The organism is Nocardioides lacusdianchii, assembly GCF_020102855.1.
In the GTDB taxonomy this organism is placed as follows: domain Bacteria; phylum Actinomycetota; class Actinomycetes; order Propionibacteriales; family Nocardioidaceae; genus Nocardioides; species Nocardioides lacusdianchii.
In genome coordinates this window covers 357,668-373,121 of the sequence record NZ_JADHZD010000001.1, presented here as the reverse complement: position 1 = coordinate 373,121, position 15,454 = coordinate 357,668, and the positions used below count along the sequence as shown (strand labels likewise).

General features: G+C 72.8%; 15 protein-coding genes. 7 read left to right on the top strand and 8 right to left on the bottom strand.

Annotated elements, in window-relative coordinates; all coding sequences use genetic code 11:
• Positions 1-17 precede the first annotated feature (17 nt).
• Positions 18-728, top strand: a complete 711-nt coding sequence (locus IRX98_RS01870; RefSeq protein WP_224273438.1) for a GAF and ANTAR domain-containing protein — start codon at positions 18-20, stop codon at positions 726-728.
• Positions 729-737: 9 nt separating this feature from the next.
• Here the strand turns inward: IRX98_RS01870 and IRX98_RS01865 are convergent, their stop codons facing one another.
• The gene (locus tag IRX98_RS01865) at positions 738-1,448 is read right to left on the bottom strand and encodes a GAF and ANTAR domain-containing protein (protein WP_224273436.1); all 711 of its coding nucleotides are present in this window, start codon (positions 1,446-1,448) and stop codon (positions 738-740) included.
• Positions 1,445-1,792 (bottom strand): ANTAR domain-containing protein, encoded by a 348-nt coding sequence (locus IRX98_RS01860; RefSeq protein WP_224273434.1) that lies wholly within the window; start codon positions 1,790-1,792, stop codon positions 1,445-1,447. The genes IRX98_RS01865 and IRX98_RS01860 overlap by 4 nt, the downstream gene beginning before the upstream one ends.
• A 174-nt stretch (positions 1,793-1,966) precedes the next feature.
• Here IRX98_RS01860 and IRX98_RS23280 point away from each other — a divergent pair, with 174 nt between their 5' ends.
• Together IRX98_RS23280 and IRX98_RS01850 are read left to right on the top strand one after the other, a co-directional pair.
• Positions 1,967-2,938, top strand: a complete 972-nt coding sequence (locus tag IRX98_RS23280) for a helix-turn-helix transcriptional regulator (RefSeq protein ID WP_224273432.1) — start codon at positions 1,967-1,969, stop codon at positions 2,936-2,938.
• A 109-nt stretch (positions 2,939-3,047) separates the two neighbouring features.
• Positions 3,048-3,815: a sigma-70 family RNA polymerase sigma factor gene (locus IRX98_RS01850; RefSeq protein WP_224273430.1), complete on the top strand. Its 768-nt coding sequence runs from the start codon at positions 3,048-3,050 to the stop codon at positions 3,813-3,815.
• A 7-nt stretch (positions 3,816-3,822) separates the two neighbouring features.
• On the opposite strand, the gene IRX98_RS01845 is transcribed toward IRX98_RS01850, so the two are convergent.
• Positions 3,823-4,395: a carboxymuconolactone decarboxylase family protein gene (locus IRX98_RS01845; protein ID WP_224273428.1), complete on the bottom strand. Its 573-nt coding sequence runs from the start codon at positions 4,393-4,395 to the stop codon at positions 3,823-3,825.
• Between the two features lie 45 nt (positions 4,396-4,440).
• Between IRX98_RS01845 and IRX98_RS01840 the strand changes: the two genes are divergently transcribed.
• The 3 genes from IRX98_RS01840 (at position 4,441) to IRX98_RS01830 (ending at position 7,778) form a co-directional block, all read left to right on the top strand.
• Positions 4,441-4,836 (top strand): hypothetical protein, encoded by a 396-nt coding sequence (locus IRX98_RS01840; protein WP_224273426.1) that lies wholly within the window; start codon positions 4,441-4,443, stop codon positions 4,834-4,836.
• A gap of 55 nt (positions 4,837-4,891) precedes the next feature.
• A complete protein-coding gene (locus tag IRX98_RS01835; protein WP_235744549.1) occupies positions 4,892-5,641 on the top strand; it encodes a SurA N-terminal domain-containing protein in 750 nt (249 codons plus the stop codon).
• A gap of 121 nt (positions 5,642-5,762) precedes the next feature.
• A complete protein-coding gene (locus IRX98_RS01830; RefSeq protein WP_224273424.1) occupies positions 5,763-7,778 on the top strand; it encodes a sensor histidine kinase in 2,016 nt (671 codons plus the stop codon).
• Between the two features lie 21 nt (positions 7,779-7,799).
• Here IRX98_RS01830 and icmF read toward each other — a convergent pair whose 3' ends face one another.
• The 4 genes from icmF to IRX98_RS23275 are packed head-to-tail and all read right to left on the bottom strand — an operon-like array spanning position 7,800 to position 13,611.
• Complete coding sequence (icmF, locus tag IRX98_RS01825) at positions 7,800-11,078, bottom strand: fused isobutyryl-CoA mutase/GTPase IcmF (protein ID WP_224273423.1); 3,279 nt, start codon at positions 11,076-11,078, stop codon at positions 7,800-7,802.
• Positions 11,079-11,133: 55 nt separating this feature from the next.
• Positions 11,134-11,625 (bottom strand): MarR family winged helix-turn-helix transcriptional regulator, encoded by a 492-nt coding sequence (locus IRX98_RS01820; RefSeq protein WP_224273422.1) that lies wholly within the window; start codon positions 11,623-11,625, stop codon positions 11,134-11,136.
• Positions 11,626-11,634: 9 nt separating this feature from the next.
• Positions 11,635-12,378: a helical backbone metal receptor gene (locus IRX98_RS01815; protein WP_224273421.1), complete on the bottom strand. Its 744-nt coding sequence runs from the start codon at positions 12,376-12,378 to the stop codon at positions 11,635-11,637.
• A 15-nt stretch (positions 12,379-12,393) separates the two neighbouring features.
• Positions 12,394-13,611, bottom strand: a complete 1,218-nt coding sequence (locus IRX98_RS23275; protein WP_224273420.1) for an FAD-binding domain-containing protein — start codon at positions 13,609-13,611, stop codon at positions 12,394-12,396.
• A 75-nt stretch (positions 13,612-13,686) separates the two neighbouring features.
• On the opposite strand from IRX98_RS23275, the gene IRX98_RS01805 reads away from it, so the two are divergent.
• Positions 13,687-14,826, top strand: a complete 1,140-nt coding sequence (locus tag IRX98_RS01805) for an aldehyde dehydrogenase family protein (RefSeq protein WP_224273418.1) — start codon at positions 13,687-13,689, stop codon at positions 14,824-14,826.
• Here IRX98_RS01805 and IRX98_RS01800 read toward each other — a convergent pair.
• Entirely contained in the window at positions 14,754-15,206 is a 453-nt protein-coding gene (locus tag IRX98_RS01800; RefSeq protein ID WP_224273416.1) for a hypothetical protein, read from the bottom strand. The two genes, IRX98_RS01805 and IRX98_RS01800, sit on opposite strands and share 73 nt — an antisense overlap.
• Positions 15,207-15,454 lie beyond the last annotated feature (248 nt).

The following is a 15,454-nucleotide window of genomic DNA, read 5'->3' as shown; positions in this document are numbered from 1 at the left end:
TCACACGAGGATCTTCATTGTCTTCCCTCGACTCCCTGCCCGTGTTCGCGCGGCTGGCCGCCGAGCTGCACCAGGAGCCCGACGAGGCCACCGTCTCGCAGGCCATCGTCACCCGACTGCGTGAGGTCGTGCCCGAGGCTCGGCGCGTGAGCCTCGCGGTCCGCGAGTCACGCGGACTGCGCACCGCGGCCAGCAGCGACCGCCTCGCCAACGAGGCCGACGCCCTCCAGTACGCCCTCGGCGAGGGCCCCGCCATCGACGTCGTGGACCAGGGCGGCTGGCTGCGGGTCGGCGACGTCGAGTCCGACGTCCGCTGGCAGGGGTGGGCGCCCCGCGCGTCCGCCGTGGGAGTGCGCTCGCTCCTCACCCTCGCGCTCGTCGAGGGGGAGGAGACCCTGGGTGCCCTCACCGCCTACGGCGCCGACACGGGTGGGTTCTCCGACCGTGAGGTTGTCGAGCACGCGCTGGCGTACGCCGCCCACGCGGCCACCGCGCTCGCGTGCACCCGCCGTGCGGCGACCCTCGAGACCGCGGTCAGCTCACGCCACGTGATCGGCATGGCGCAGGGCATCGCGATGGAGCGCTACGGCATCGACGCCCAGCAGAGCTTCGAGCTGCTGCGTCGGCTCTCCTCGACGACCAACGTCAAGCTGCGCGACGTCGCCGCGCAGATCGTCGAGACGAGGACCATCCCGGTCGAGCGCTCCCGCGAGCACGCCGAGGACTGACGCGACCGTTCAGGCGGGGAGGGCGCCGTGCTCGAGGACGTGCTCGGCGACGACCCCGATCTTGGTGCGGCTGGTCCGGGCCGCGGTGCGCAGCGCGTTGAAGGCCTCGACCGGATCGGTCGATTCCTTGGCCATCAGGAAGCCGACGGCCCGCTCGATCACGACGCGGTAGTCGAGGGCGTACTGGAGCTGTCGCGCGAGCTCGCCGGCGGTGTGGGCCTGCACGGCGGCCATGAGCGTGGTGGCGATGACCTCGGCGTAGCGCGCGAGCGCGGTCACCTCGCTCCCGTCCCACTCGTGGGCGTCCTCGCGGTAGACGTCGAGCGTCCCGACCGGCACGCCGCCGACACGCACCGGCGTGCCGAGCACAGCGCGCACGGGCTGCGCGGCCATCGCGCGGGCCAGGGTGGGCCAGCGCTCGGGCTCGGCGGTCACGTCGTGCGTGGTGACGACGCGCGCCTTGACGAACGCCTCGGTGCACGGGCCCTCGCCCGCCGCGGCCTCGGTCTTCTCCAGGATCCGCCCCGGGCCCTCGGTGGCGGCGACGTAGCGCAGCATGTCCTGCTCGTCGGCGACCAGCAGGCCTGCGCCCCGGACGTCGAAGAGGTCCACGCACGCGTCGAGGACCGCCTCCAGCGCGGAGACGACGCTGCCGTTGTCCTCACGCGAGAGGGTCAGCCGGCGCAGGCTCTCGGCCAGCGCCGCTGCATCGATGCTCATGGACCGGGATCTTCCCCCGTCCACGGACCCGTTGGCCAGCCGGAGGCGGGGAGCTGGTCCACGAAGGCGTCGAGGATGGCCGCGTCCGCGGCATCGGCGGTGTCGTCATGGGTCGCCACGAGCACCCGCGCGACGGTGCGGACCTTGGTGTTGCTGTCCTGCGAGACGCGCAGCATGGTGCGCCACGCCTGCTCGGTGCTGCACCCGAAGCGGGCCGATACCAGCCCGACGGCCATGCCGATGTCGCGCTGCGACCGCACGGCCTCGTGGAGCTGCGCGATCTCGTCGCGCAGGGCGGCTGCGGGCTGGGTGGAGCCGTCGGAGGGCAGGGATGTCCCAGACATGAGGTCACCTCTCAATGACGTCAGTCCGCGGACACAGGGCGGATCACGATGAAGCGTCACCATTGTACAGCGCTCCCGCTCGTCGCCCGACTGGGCAGGCAGCGGCAGGTGGACTAGTCTGGTCGACGGCTCCAGCACACGGGTCGTCCAACTCCTCCTCTCTGGGGGTGGCCGGTGCCGCACTCGATCTCGAAGCGCGTTCCGTCCGGCACCTACGACTTCGAAGGTGTCGGCGACGACGCCCGCGCCTGGCTCGACCGGGCCTACGGCACGTCGCTGCGACTCTCCGGTCGCGTCGGCACGGTGCGCCACAGCCGCGTCGACCACGGCACGGTCGCGTTCGACCACCTGCGGATCGACTCGGCCTTCACCGTCGACTCCGACCCCATGCCGGCCCTGGTGGTCGTCGACCTCATCGGCGGCGACTCCCAGTACTCCCGCGAGCAGGTCACCAGCCGCAACCGCGACGGCGACTCCGTGCTCATCGCCGGGTGGGACATGCCGTTCACCAACATGAGCCACGGCTTCGAGGTGCGGACCACCACGCTCACCACCGAGGCCGTGACGGCCGCGGTGGAAGAGCTGGTCCCCGACTACCCGTGGCACCGGATCACCTTCAGCTCCTACGTCCCGCGCACGCCGTCCGCGGGGGCGCGCTGGCGAGCCACCGTCGACCAGCTGAGCCACCGGATCCCGACTACGGGCGCCGAGAAGGACGAGGTCGGTCGCCTGCTGGCCCAGACGCTGCTCCAGACCTTCCCCAACAACGTGATGGCCGAGGCCTCCCGCCTCGACCGCGGGTCGGGCAGCCGCGACGCCACCCCCTCGCTGGTGCGCAACGCGATGCACCTCATGGAGGTCCGCGCCTACGAGGACCTGAAGCTCGACGACCTCGCCCGCGCGTGCGGGGTCTCCCCCCGCACCCTTCAGTACGCCTTCCGCCGCTACCTCGACTGCACGCCGATGGACTACCTCCGCCGGGTCCGGCTCGACCTGGTCCGGCGCTCCCTGCGGGAGGGCTCGGTCCCCAGCGTGACCGACGCGGCGGCCCGGCTCGGCTTCTTCAACCCGGGACGCTTCGCCTCGAGCTACCGCGAGGTCTTCGACGAGAACCCGCGCGAGACCCTCCAGCGCGCGACGTCCTGACGAAAGCGTTCGCTTTTCGGCTGTTGCTCCCCGTCGGCCCGTGGCAACGTCGACGAGGACGACTTGCTGGAGACCACGGTGAGATCTTCTACGACCGGAAGGAACTCTCGTGGTCCCCGTGTCGAACGCCCCGCTCTACCTTGCCCAGACCTCCTCCACCGCCGAGCGCGCCGCTGAGTCGGCTCCCGTCGATCGGCGCACCCCGGAGGAGCTCATCGCCCAGCACATCCCGCTGGCACGCTCGATGGCCGCCCGCTACCGCAACCGCGGCATCGACCTCGACGACCTCGAGCAGGTCGCCCTCCTCGGACTGACCAAGGCTGCCCGCCGCTTCGACGGCGACGCCGGTCACGACTTCCTGTCCTACGCCGTGCCCACCGTGCGCGGTGAGCTGCGCCGCCACTTCCGCGACGCCGGCTGGACGATCCGCCCGCCCCGACGCATCCAGGAGCTCCAGGCCAGGATCGCCGCGGCCCAGGAGGAGCTCGGTGGCAGGCTCGGTCGCTCACCGCGTCCCACCGAGATCGCCACCCACCTGGGTGCCAGCCTCGACGACGTGGTCGAGGCGCTGGGCGCCGACGGCTGCTTCACCCCGACCTCGCTCGACGTCCCCGTCGGCGAGGGCGGCTCGCCGCTCGGCGAGCTGATGGGCGGCGAGGACCGGGACATCGTCCAGGCGGAGGCACGCATCGTGCTCGCCCCGGTCGTACGCCTCCTGTCGGCCCGCGACCGGGAGATCGTGCACCTGCGGTTCTACGAGGAGCGGACGCAGCAGGAGATCGCCGACTCGGTCGGGCTCACGCAGGCGCAGGTCTCGCGGGTGCTCACCCGGATCCTGCGCAACCTGCGTGCCGAGCTCGCCGAGACAGCCGCCTGAGCCGACCTCAGCGCTGCTCGTCCGGCACCCCGACGTCGAAGACGTCGAGGAGCTGGGCGAGCGTGCGGTAGTAGCCGACCAGCACCACCAGCTCGGTGATCGTCGTGGCGCCGATGGTGTCGCGCAGCCTCGCGTAGGCGACGTCATCGACGTGCGAGGTGTCCTCCAGCAGGCGCCGGCAGAAGTCGTACGCCGCCTGCTCGGTCGTGTCGTCGGAGGTGAAGCGTCCGTCGGCCAGGGCCGCCAGCTCCGTGTCGTGGAGCCCGGCGGCCCGGCCGACGCGCTCGTGGGCCCACTGCTCGAAGGCGCTGTCGGTGGCCGCGGCCACCGACAGGATCGCGATCTCGCGCACCCGGTCGGACAGGCCCGTCGCGTAGCGCAGCGCGCTGCCGAGCTCCTGCAGAGGAGCACCGAGTGCGGGCTCGTGGAGCATCACGCCGAACGGGCCCGTGAGGGCGCCGTCGGGCGTGATGAGCGGGAAGTGCTGGGGCCCGCTGCCGCGCGGGCCGCCGACGATCCGGTCCCGCAGGTCGCGCTGGGCGTCGGTCAGGTCGGCGGGGTGGAGCTCCGGCAGGCGCATGGGACCCAGGATGCCCCCAGTGGCGGGGTCCGGCATGCTGATCACATGCGTTTCACCGAGCACGAGCTGACCGTCGCCGTGACCGCGGCCGCCAAGGTCGTCGCCGGCACGAAGGGGCGACGGCGCGCCAGGGGTAAGGAGGCGTGGGAGTCGATGAGCAAGATCGATCGCTACCACCTGCTCGAGGCCGTCGGCAGCCAGGTGCTGCCGGTGCTGCTCGCCCTGCCCGACGTCGAGGTCCCGGCCGGCACCCGACCGACGTTCACCGACGCCCAGATCGCCACCGCCGTCGAGGAGACCCTCGGCGAGAGCGGCGTCGGCCGCATCCGCCAGAAGGTGGCGGTCGCCGCGCGCCTCACCCTCGTGCGTACGGCCCTCGCGCAGCTGCCGGTGCGCCAGGACCCCGACGCGCTGATCGTGCCGGACACCCTCCCGGACTGACCCTGAAGAGCGTCCTCAGGTTCGGTGCGTACCGTCGGACGCGATGACTCACACGATGCGCACCCACCGAACCCGTACGTCCCTCGGCGCCCTCGCGGTCGCCGCGGTGCTGACCCTCTCGGCCTGCGGGGGCGGCGACGGCTCGTCCGCCGACGACGACGCCCCGGCCGCCACGTCCAGCGACTCGGCCAAGTCCGAGGCCGGCGCCGGGATCCCCGACGTCGTCGCCGAGGTGAACGGCGAGGAGGTCACCAAGGACGAGTTCGTGCCGATCTACGAGGCGCAGCTCGAGCAGGCCACCACGCAGTCGCAGATGACCGGTGAGGCCCCGGACGAGGAGGCGCTGAAGAAGGCGACCCTCGACGACCTCGTCGACACCGAGCTGCTCGCGCAGGAGGCCGAGGCCCGCGGGATCGAGGTCACGGACGAGGACGTCGACGCCGAGCTCACCTCGCTCGCCGAGCAGAACGGGATGCAGACCGGCGAGGAGCTGCTCGAGGCCATCGCCCAGCAGGGCATGGACGAGGAGACCGCGCGGGCCCAGGTCGAGACGCAGGTGCTGATCGAGCAGCTCGTCGAGGACGAGAGCGGTCCCTTCGAGCCGACCGAGAAGGAGCTGCGGGCGATCTACGACGACGCGAAGAAGCAGCAGGCTCAGTCGGGGCAGGACGGCCAGCAGATCCCGCCGTTCGCCGAGGTGCGCGAGCAGATCGTCGAGCAGGCCCGGGCGCAGGAGACCGGCTCGGTCGCCGGCGGCCTGGTGGAGGACCTGCGCGAGGCGGCGGAGATCACCGTCAACCTCTGACACCGGGTTCGCCATGTTGCCCCCGCGTGGGGGCGCGAGGCACTACTGTGCCTCCCGTGTGTTCGTCCCGAGTGTGTCCGACCCGCGCCCGCACGCGCGCGACGACGCCTGTGAGCCGCCTGTGACGACCCGCCCGGCGCTGCCGTTGCGGTGGGCGATCGGGTTCGCAGTGGCGTACGCCGTGCTCGGCGTCGTCGCGCGGCTCACCGTGGTGGAGGGCCAGGCGGTCAGCCTCATCTGGCCCGGCGCCGGGGTGGCGATCCTGTGGCTCCTGGCCGAGGCCCCACGACGCCAACGCTTCGTGCTGGTCCCGTTGCTGCTGCTCCATGCCGGGGTCGCCTGGGTGACAGGGGCGCCGCCGCTCGTGGTGCTGATGGGCTCGGTGTCGGTCACGGTGCAGACCTGGCTGACCGTCACGCTGCTGCGGCGCTGGTGCCCCACCCTGCTCGGCGCCGGCGGCACCGAGAGCTTCCGATCACCGCGCACGCTCTCGCGCACGTGTGCCGCGGGCGTCCTGGGCAGCATCGCCGGCGCCCTCATCGGCGCCCTCGGCGTGTGGGCCGCCAGTGGCAGCTGGGACTCCTGGGTGGTGCTGGCCTGGTTCGCCCGGCACTTCACCGGCATCCTCGTGGTGGGGTGCATCGGCCACCTGGCGTGGGAGTGGCACACCCAGCGCGTCGCGCCGAGGGCCCGCGGTGGACACCGCACCGAGCTGATCGTCCTCTGGGCCGTCTCCGCGGTGGGGGTCGTGGCGATCTACTCCCAGCCGCTGCCGATCGCGTTCCTCCTGATGCCGCTGTGCGTCTGGTCGGCCGCGCGGTTCCGGACCTTCCTCGGCGCCCTGCACGCCCTCGGCCTCGGTGTCGCCGCACTGGTGCTGACCCTGGCGGGGATGGGGCCCACCGTCGGCCTCGAGGACCCGGTCCAGGAGATCGTGGTGGCCCACGTCTTCCTCGTCGCGGTGCTCCTCACCGGGCTCGCGGTCGGCACGCTGGGCGACCGCATCGACGCCCTGGTCGTGCGCATGGGCCACGCCCGTGCCGAGGCCGCCGAGCAGGCCGAGCTGCTCGCCGAGATGACCGAGAGCATGGACGAGGGCCTCGTCGTGCTCGCGCGCGACGGGTCGATCGAGCGCAGCAACGGCGCCAGCCGACGCCTGGCCCAGCGCGTACGCCCCGGAGAGCCCGACGACGTCGCGCTCGTCGCGCTGGTCGGCCTCATCATGGATCCGGCCCCGCACCACACGGGCGCCTCGCGTGCCGAGCTCGGCGTGGGCGACGTGCAGGTGCCGCTCGAGTCCGGTGACGAGCTGGTGCTCGCCGTGACCCGCACCGCGCTCGCCGACCGGGGCGACGGATGCTCCGGCGTGCTGCTCGTCCTGCGCGAGGTGACCGAGCACCGGCGCGGGCTGCGTCCGCTGGTGAGCTTCGCCTCGACCGCCGCGCACGACCTGCGCGGACCGCTCACCGCCATCCGCTCGTGGCTCGACCTCGCCACCATGGATCTCGAGCCCGAGAGCGACACCGCGGCCTCGGTCGAGCGCGCGCAGCGAGCCGCGGAGCAGATGGCCGACCTCATCGACGACCTGCTCGCCCACGCGATGGCCCAGGCCGGCGACCTCGTCGCCTCCGACCTCGCGCTGGGCGGTCCCGACGGCGCGCTCAGCCAGGCCGTCGCGCTGCTCGGACCCGACGACGTCCTGGACGTGCCGGACGCGCTGCCGAGCGTGCACGCGGACGAGGTCGCCCTGCGCCAGCTCTTCGCCAACCTCGTCGGCAACGCCGTCAAGTACACCCGCCCCGACGTGCCGGCGGTCGTGCGGGTCCGGGCCGAGCGCCACGGTCCCCGCGTCATCGTCGAGGTCGAGGACAACGGCGTCGGCGTCGACGAGCGCGAGCGCGTGCTGATCTTCCAGCGCTTCCACCGCAGCGACACGGTCCGCGCCGGGTTCCGCGGCAACGGGATGGGGCTCTCCATCTGCCAGACCATCGTGCACCGCCACGGCGGCACCATCGAGTGCCTCGCCGCGGACCCCGGCCCCGGGTCGGTCTTCCGCTTCGACCTGCCTGCGGCCGTCGCGGCGGACGTGCCCGGGACGCCGCCGCTGACGGTGCGCGACGTCCTCAGCCGCGCCTGAGCGCCCGGCTGGGTTTCGAGCTCAGACGTTGCGGCGGTACTGCCCGCCCACCTCGAAGAACGCCTCGGTCACCTGCTGCAGCGAGCACACGCGTGCAGCGTCCATCAGGACCGCGAAGACGTTGTCCCCGGAGATCGCGGCCTCCTTGAGGCGCGCCAGTGCCTGCTGGGCCTCGGCGCCGTGGGCGGCCTGGAAGGCGCGCACCCGCGAGAGCTGCGACTCCTTCTCGGCGTCGGTCGCGCGGGCGAGCTCGATCTCCTTGGGCTGCGCGTCGGCGGCCGACTCCTTGACGAACGTGTTGACGCCGATGATCGGCAGCGATCCGTCGTGCTTGCGGTGCTCGTAGAGCATCGACTCGTCCTGGATCCGTCCGCGCTGGTAGCCGGTCTCCATCGCGCCGAGCACGCCGCCGCGCTCGTTGATCGAGTCGAACTCGGCCAGCACTGCGGCCTCGACGAGGTCGGTGAGGTCGTCGATGACGTAGGACCCCTGGAGCGGGTTCTCGTTCATCGCCAGGCCCCACTCGCGGTTGATGATCAGCTGGATCGCCAGCGCACGGCGTACGGAGTCCTCGGTCGGGGTCGTCACGGCCTCGTCGTAGGCGTTGGTGTGGAGGCTGTTGGCGTTGTCGTAGATCGCGATCAGCGCCTGCAGCGTGGTGCGGATGTCGTTGAAGTCCATCTCCTGCGCGTGCAGCGAGCGGCCGCTCGTCTGGACGTGGTACTTCAGCTTCTGCGAGCGCTCGGACGCGCCGTACTTCTCCTTCATCGTCACCGCCCAGATGCGGCGCGCGACGCGGCCCAGCACGGTGTACTCGGGGTCCATGCCGTTGGAGAAGAAGAACGACAGGTTCGGCGCGAAGTCGTCGATGTCCATGCCGCGCGCCAGGTAGGCCTCGACGTAGGTGAAGCCGTTGGCGAGGGTGAACGCGAGCTGGCTGATGGGGTTCGCCCCGGCCTCGGCGATGTGGTAGCCGGAGATCGAGACGGAGTAGAAGTTGCGGACCTGCCGCTCGATGAACCACTCCTGGATGTCGGCCATCATCCGCAACGAGAACTCCGTGGAGAACAGGCAGGTGTTCTGGCCCTGGTCCTCCTTGAGGATGTCGGCCTGCACCGTCCCGCGGACGTTGGCGAGGGCGTACGCCTCGAGCTCGGCGCGCTCCTCGTCGCCCGGCTCGCGGCCCTCGCGCTCGCGGAAGGCGTCGACCTGCTGGTCGATCGCGGTGTTGAGGAAGAACGCCAGCACAGTCGGGGCCGGGCCGTTGATCGTCATGCTCACCGACGTCGTGGGCGAGACGAGGTCGAAGCCGTCGTAGAGCGCCTTCATGTCGTCCAGCGTCGCCACGGAGACGCCGGATGTGCCGACCTTGCCGTAGACGTCCGGGCGCGGGTCGGGGTCGCGGCCGTAGAGGGTGACGGAGTCGAAAGCGGTCGACAGGCGGGTGGCGTCGTTGCCCTCGGAGAGGATCTTGAAGCGACGGTTGGTGCGCGCCGGGTCGCCCTCGCCGGCGAACATGCGCGCCGGGTCCTCGTTGTCGCGCTTGAACGGGAACACGCCCGCGGTGAAGGGGAAGTAGCCGGGCAGGTTCTCGCCCCGCCAGAACGTGACGAGCTCGCCGTGGTCGGCGGAGCGGGGCAGCGAGACGCGCGGGATCTTGTTGCCGCTGAGCGACTCCCGCGTGAGCTTCGTGGTGATCTCGCGGTCGCGGACCTTCACCGTCTGCTCGTCGCCGGAGTAGGACTCCACCACCGCCGGCCACCGCTCGATCTGGTCGGCGACCTCGTGGGGGACGGCCTTGCGGGCCTGCTCGAGCAGCTCGGTCAGCCCATCGCTGGTCGAGTGCCCGCCTCCCTCGGTGGTCGAGTGCCCGGCGAGGGACGAGCCGGGTGTATCGAGACCCAGCTCTGCCGCCACGGCCTCGATCCGCTGCAGCCGGCGCGCCGCCTCCGCCAGCTCGACGGTGCGTGCGTGGTAGCCGCGGACGGTCTCGGTGATCTCGGCGAGGTAGCGCACCCGGTCGGCCGGCACGACCTGCCGGATGCCGGAGGAGTGGCGTACGTCGACGTGGGGCAGCGTGCCCTCGCTGACGGCCAGGCCGGCGTCGGCGAGCGCGGTGCGCAGGTGCTGGTAGAGCGCGGTGACGCCGTCGTCGTTGAAGGTCGCGGCGCTGGTGCCGAAGACGGGCATGTCGTGCGGCTGCTTGCCGAACGCCTCGCGGTTGCGGACCAGCTGGCGGCCCACGTCGCGCAGTGCGTCCTTGGCGCCACGGCGCTCGAACTTGTTGATCGCCACGGTGTCGGCGAAGTCGAGCATGTCGATCTTCTCCAGCTGCGAGGCAGCACCGAACTCCGGCGTCATGACGTAGAGGGAGTGGTCGACCAGCGGCACGATGCCCGCGTCGCCCTGGCCGATGCCCGGGGTCTCGACGATGACGAGGTCGTGGCCGGCGGCCTTCATCACGTCGATCACGTCGGCGAGGTGGGCAGGCACCTCGTGCGCGCCACGCGTGGCGAGCGAGCGGAAGAAGACCCGGTCGCCGTCGAGGGAGCTGGCGCGGATCCGGTCGCCGAGCAGGGCACCGCCACCCTTGCGGCGGGTCGGGTCGACGGCGATGACGGCGATGCGCAGCTTGTCCTGCTGGTCGGTGCGGAAGCGGCGTACGACCTCGTCGGTCAGCGAGGACTTGCCCGAGCCACCGGTGCCGGTGATGCCGAGGACCGGGACGACGCGGCGCCCGGCCGCGGACCGGATCTCTTGGAGCATCGCCTCGTCGAGGCGGCCGCCCTCGGCGCCGGTGACGGCGCGCGCGACGGCGAAGCGGTCGCCCGAGAGCACCTGCTCGGCGGTGACCGCGCTGTCGGACCAGAGGTCGACGTCGCAGTCGGCGACGACCGAGTTGATCATGCCGACCAGGCCCATCTTCTGGCCGTCCTCGGGGGAGAAGATCGTGACGCCCGACTCGCGCAGGCGCTGGATCTCGCGGGGGACGATCACGCCTCCGCCGCCGCCCACCACGCGGACGTGGCCGGCGCCCTGGGCGCGCAGTGACTCCACGAGGTACTCGAAGTACTCGACGTGCCCGCCCTGGTAGGACGACACCGCGACGCCCTGCACGTCCTCCTCGAGCGCCGCGTCGACGACCTCCTGGACGGAGCGGTTGTGGCCGAGGTGGATGACCTCGCACCCCTGGCCCATGAAGATGCGCCGCATGATGTTGATCGAGGCGTCGTGGCCGTCGAAGAGCGCGGACGCGGTGACGAGGCGGATCGGGTTCTTCGGACGGTGCAGGTCGGCCATGGGTCGATAGTAGGACTTCCAAGTATTACGCGCGAGTATCCGGCGGGGCGGCAGCTCAGGCAGAGTCGCCCAGTCCCGCCCGGAGCGCCGTGAGCCGCCCGGTCAGGTCCCGTACGTCGTCCGCGGGCAGGCCCGGCGCCTCGAAGACCTCGGCGTTGAGCGCCGCCGTGGCCTCCTCGACCGCCTCGCGCCCGGCGTCGGTCAGCACGGCGCGCACCACCCGCTTGTCGGCCTCGCCGCGCACGCGCTCGACGTAGCCCTGCGCGACGAGGCGGTCGACCGCGTTGGTGACGCTCGTCGGGTGCACCTGGAGCAGCGAGCCCAGCCGTGACATCGGCATGGCCGCCTCGCGGGTGAAGGACAGCAGCCGCAGCACCTCGTAGCGGGCGAAGGTCAGGTCGCGGGGACGAAGCACTCCGTCGATGCGCTCCATCAGCAGCTGGTGGGCGCGCACGACCGAGGTGACCATCGCCATCCCGTCGGCGGCGCCGGGCCAGCCGTGGGCGACCCACTGGCGGTGGGCCTCGCTGATCGGGTCGCGGGTCATGGCTGGAGGCTAGCCATCGATCGCGGCCAGCATGGCGGACGCCTCGACCATCGCCGGGCCGTACCAGGTGAGCAGGCGCCCCGAGACCAGACGGGTCGGCGTCGTGAAGGCCTCCGGGCCGTCGTCGGCGGTGAAGACGTAGGGCTCGTCCGGCAGCAGCACGACGTCCGCACCGGCGCCGTCGACGTCGTCGGCCGTGACGGTCGGGTAGCGCCCGTCGAGGTGGGCCAGCGCGTTGGCGAGCCCGGCCCGGGCGAGCAGGTCGTCGGTGTAGGTCTGCGAGCCGACCACCATCCAGGGGTCGCGCCAGATCGGCACGGCGACCGACAGCCGGCGCCCGGCGGGCGTCGCCCACAGCGAGCGCGCCTCGACGAGCCACGGCGGGTCCGCGAGGCCGAGGGCCTCGGTGAAGAGCCGCGACATCGAGGCGAGCGCCTCCTCGACGGTCTCGATCCGGGTGACCCACACGGCGACGCCGGCATCGCGGAGGCGGCGTACGTCGAGCTCGCGGTTCTCCTCCTGGTTGGCGACGACGAGGTCGGGGGAGAGGGCGCGGATGGCGGCGAGGTCCGGGTTCTTCGTGCCGCGCACCCGCGCCACGTCGAGGTCGGAGGGGTGGGTGCACCAGTCGGTGGCACCGGCGAGCCGCTCCGGTGCGGAGGCGGCGATCGCCTCGGTCAGCGACGGCACGAGGGAGACGACCCGGCGCGCCGGGCCGCGGAGGGGGACGTCGGCACCGAGGTCGTCGCGCATGGGTCGAGGTTAGGCCTACCGCCGCACCCCCTTGCGCCACGCGCTGTAGGACGTGAGGCGCTGGCCGGCGGGGCGCACCAGCCAGGGCCACGGCAGCAGGTGCGCGACGTCGACGGCCGCCGAGCGGCGTACGAACCCGGGCACCGGGGCGAAGGTGACGGCCACCGGGGTCCCCGCCAGCTCCTCGACGGGTCCACCGAGGCGTACGTCGACCTCGCGCCGGTCCGCGAGGTCGGCCAGGCACTCGGCGAGGAAGACCAGCCGCTTTCCCGAGAGCCGCAGCGAGCGCAGCAGCGGCTCGTCGAGGACGAAGACGACCGGCAGGTCCGGGTGGGCCGCGAGGGCGGGGTCGCTGTCGCCGAGCGACTCGGCGGTGAGCCACACGGCCTGCGGCTCCCCGGTGCGTACGCCGGACTCCGGACCCGCGCCGGGTCCACCGTCCTGCGGGACCGCTGAGGTGCGCGGCCCCGGCGTCGCGTCGGGCCAGTCCTGGATCGGGCAGGCGTTGCTCAGCGGGCACGAGCGGCACAGCTGTGGCGCCCGCTTCTGCACCTGCCAGCGGCTGAACCCGTAGGGCTTCCCGGTGCCGGCGCCCACCGTCCACTGCCAGCCGAGACGGTTGGCGGCGCGCGAGCCGTCGAGCAGGTGGCGGAAGAAGTCGTCCTCGCCGTCACGCCAGCTGCGGCCGTGCCGCACGGTCCAGTGCGAGGCCCACCACATGCGGGTCTGGTTCACCAGCCAGCCGTCGCCCTCGAGCTCCTCGCGCAGCCGCGACGTGCAGGCCATCTGCCCGTGCTCGTCCCATTCCGGCGCCACCGCAGGTCGCGGGGGTTCGCGACGCAGCGGCTCGGCGAGCGCGGACCCGGTGCGGGCGTAGAGGTGGCGGGCGTACTCCTGCCACATCAGCTCGTCGCGGTAGCGGTTGCGGTCCGACGTGGGGGCGTCGGCCACCGCGTCCCACATCTCCGGCAGCGACACGAGCCCGTGGCGGATCCACGGCGACATCCGGCTCGCTCCGCGCCGGTGCTCGGGCAGCACCGTCGAGCGCGAGCGGGCGTAGCCGGTGATGTCGAGGGCGGCGAGGGCGGCGTCGGCAGCGGCCTGGCCGCCGCGGTGCCCCCCGGCGCGTACGCCGTCCGGTCCCTCCAGGGTCAGGTGGCCGAGGTGGGCCGCGACCCACGCGAGGACGGCGTCACGGTCGTCGACGTCCGGGAGGGGCGGGAGGGATGGCACCTGGTCACCTTGTCACCGCCATCCCAGCCCGACCGGGTGATGGGACGCGCGGCCCCGACGTGGTGGAGTTCTCCCATGAGCAAGCACGCCCGCTCCTCGGGACTGCCGGTCGACGGCGTCGAGGTCGCCACCGCCGAGGGCTGGACGTTCCCGGCGCGCAACCCCGCCACCGGTCAGCGGTTGTGGGACGTCCCCGACGCCGGCGTCCCCGACGCGCAGGCCGCCGTGGCCGCCGCTCGCCGGGCCTACGACGAGACCACGTGGAGCACCGACACCGAGCTGCGTCGCGAGGCGCTCTCGCGGCTGCAGGACGCCCTCCGCGAGCGGTCCGACGACCTGGCCGTCCTCATCGCCGCGGAGACCGGCGTCCCGGTCGGGCTCCGCGCCGCGCACGTCGACGCACCGATCGCCGGGATGCGCGGCGAGCCCGGTCCGCCGCCCGCCCAGCGGCCCGGCGTGACCGCGGTCGTCACCCCGTCGACGTCGCCGCTCGCCGTCGCGGTCACCGAGGTCGGCCGGGTGCTGGTCGCCGGCGGGACGGTGGTGCTGAAGCCGGCTCCCGAGACGGCGAGCGCCGCCCTCGAGCTGGGTCGCATCGCGCTCGACATCCTGCCGCGCGGAGTGCTGAACGTCGTCACCACGCGCGACGTCGACGTCGCGATCGCGCTCACCCTCGACCCGCGGGTCGACGACGTCTCCTTCACCGGCTCGGCCTTCGCCGGTGAGCGGGTGCGCGAGGCCGCCGAGCGTGCGGGCAAGCGCGTACGCCTCGACGTCGGCGCCCCGCGGACCGTCCAGCTGGGCGACGGCGACGACCTCGTCGCCGTCGTCTCCGCGGCCGCCGTCGCGGTCGCCGCGAACGCGGGCCAGGCCTGCCGGGTGCCCGCCACCGTCGTCGTGCCGGCCGACCGCCACGACGAGGCACTGGGCGTCGCCGTCGCCGCGATGGGCGACGTCGTCGTCGGCGACCCGACCGATCCCGGGACCGTGTGCGGCCCGCTGCGCTCGCCGGTCGCGCGTGACCGGGTGCTGCGCTACCTCGACCTCGCGCGGTCCGAGGGCGGCGACGTCGTGCTCGGCGGACACAGGCTCGACCGCCCCGGCTGGTGGGTCGCGCCCACCGTCGTCGGCGGGCTGTCGCGTCAGTCGCGCCTGGTGCGCGAGGAGGTGCTCGGCCCGGTGCTCATGGTGGTCGCGGCGGGACCGAACAGCTGAGCCGCTGCGGTGGCGCCGAGGACGCCCCCGCCGAGCACCAGCACCAGACCGGGTCCGGGGACCCAGCCGTTCAGGCCGACCAGGGTCAGCAGGTGCAGCACCTGCCACACCGGGACGACCACGGCTGTGGCGGCGAAGACCGTCGCGTGCACCGCGGCCACCCGTCGCAGCGGGATCAGCACGGCCGCGAGCCCCAGCATCGCGGCGTAGAAGGTCCACAACCCGGCGCCCCGGGCCCCTGACACCGATCCGACTGCGGTGTCGATCCAGGGAAGGAAGGAGCCGAGGAGGACCATCGCGACCGCCCCTGCCAGCCGGCGTCTCGCCGGGTCGGGGCTGCGCCGCGTCCGGACTGCACTGGCCGCCGTTGCACCGCTCATGGAGGGACTGTACGGAACGGACCGGGCGGTGCGGGCTGACCGAGGGGACGACGCCCGGTCGTCCTGCGCGACGAGCGGTCGCAGCCAGCGCGACGAACGGTCGGCCCTGCACGACGAACGGCGCTGATGGCCGGCTCGGAAGGCGGGCAACGGCCCCGCTGCGCCATCGGTCGACACAATCCGACCGTTCGTCGAAAAGTGTGATGCCCGTCACATCGCGCTGTTGACCCACCTCCGCCGCGCTGTTT